This window comes from Vibrio sp. 1401 (assembly GCF_033340295.1).
This window is the reverse complement of record NZ_JAWOWF010000191.1, coordinates 1-920: the sequence shown is the minus strand read 5'-3', so window position 1 is coordinate 920 and position 920 is coordinate 1. Positions and strand designations below refer to the sequence as shown.

Below are 920 nucleotides of genomic sequence, written 5' to 3'. Positions count from 1 at the left end.
AAGCTCTCTTATCTCGTGGATTCAACCGCAGCGCCTATCTGTATTCTGGTGCCGATTTCCACTTGGGCCATCTTCTTTAGCTCACTGCTAGAAGCAAACGGCGTCGCAGAAGCAGGTCAAGGCATTCAGACGTACATGCAAGCAATTCCTTACATGGCTTACGGCTGGGTAACCTTGGTCATTGTTTTACTCGTTGCGATGGAAAAAATCCCTGACCTCGGCGCAATGAAAAAAGCAGAAGAGCGTGCGAAGAATGGTCAAGTTCGTCCAGACGGCGCAACCGATGTGGACTTTGGTTCTGAAGTTTCTGCGCACACCAATCCGACAATGGGTCTGATCAACTTCCTTTTACCGATGATCGTCCTCGTTGCTGCCAGCTGGTACTTTGGTATCGACCTACTGGCGGGGGTTTTCGTCGCACTGATCTTCACCATTAGCTTCTACGGCGCACAAAAACTGATTTCGATGAACGATATGTTCGAAGCTGTTTATGATGGCATTAAGGTTATGCTACTGCCGCTTGCGACCGTTATTGGTGGTTTCATGTTGAAATCGGTCAACGACTCATTGGGCGTCACGCAGTATGTCATTGAGACCGTCAGCCCTTACCTGTCAGCGTCTTACTTCCCGGCGATTATCTTTATGATTACGGGCGCGTTGGTATTTGCAACGGCATCGTCTTGGGGAACGTTTGCAGTAGCGATGCCAATTGTTCTACCTTTGGGCGAACAGCTTGGTGTGCCTCTACACTTAACCGTTGCAGCGCTGCTTTCAGCATCAGCGGCAGGGAGCCACTCTTGTTTCTTTAGTGACTCAACCGTGTTATCTGCACAAGGTTCGGGCTGTACAGCAATGCAACACGCAACCACACAGTTTCCTTATGCGTTGATTGGTATTGTTGCAACCGCGATTTTCTTCTT

Annotated in this window: 1 protein-coding gene; it reads left to right on the top strand. The window is 49.2% G+C overall.

Annotated features, from left to right (window positions below; translation table 11 throughout):
* On the top strand, positions 1-920 hold a 920-nt coding region (locus R7Z77_RS24485; RefSeq protein ID WP_318136945.1), incomplete at both ends, for a Na+/H+ antiporter NhaC family protein.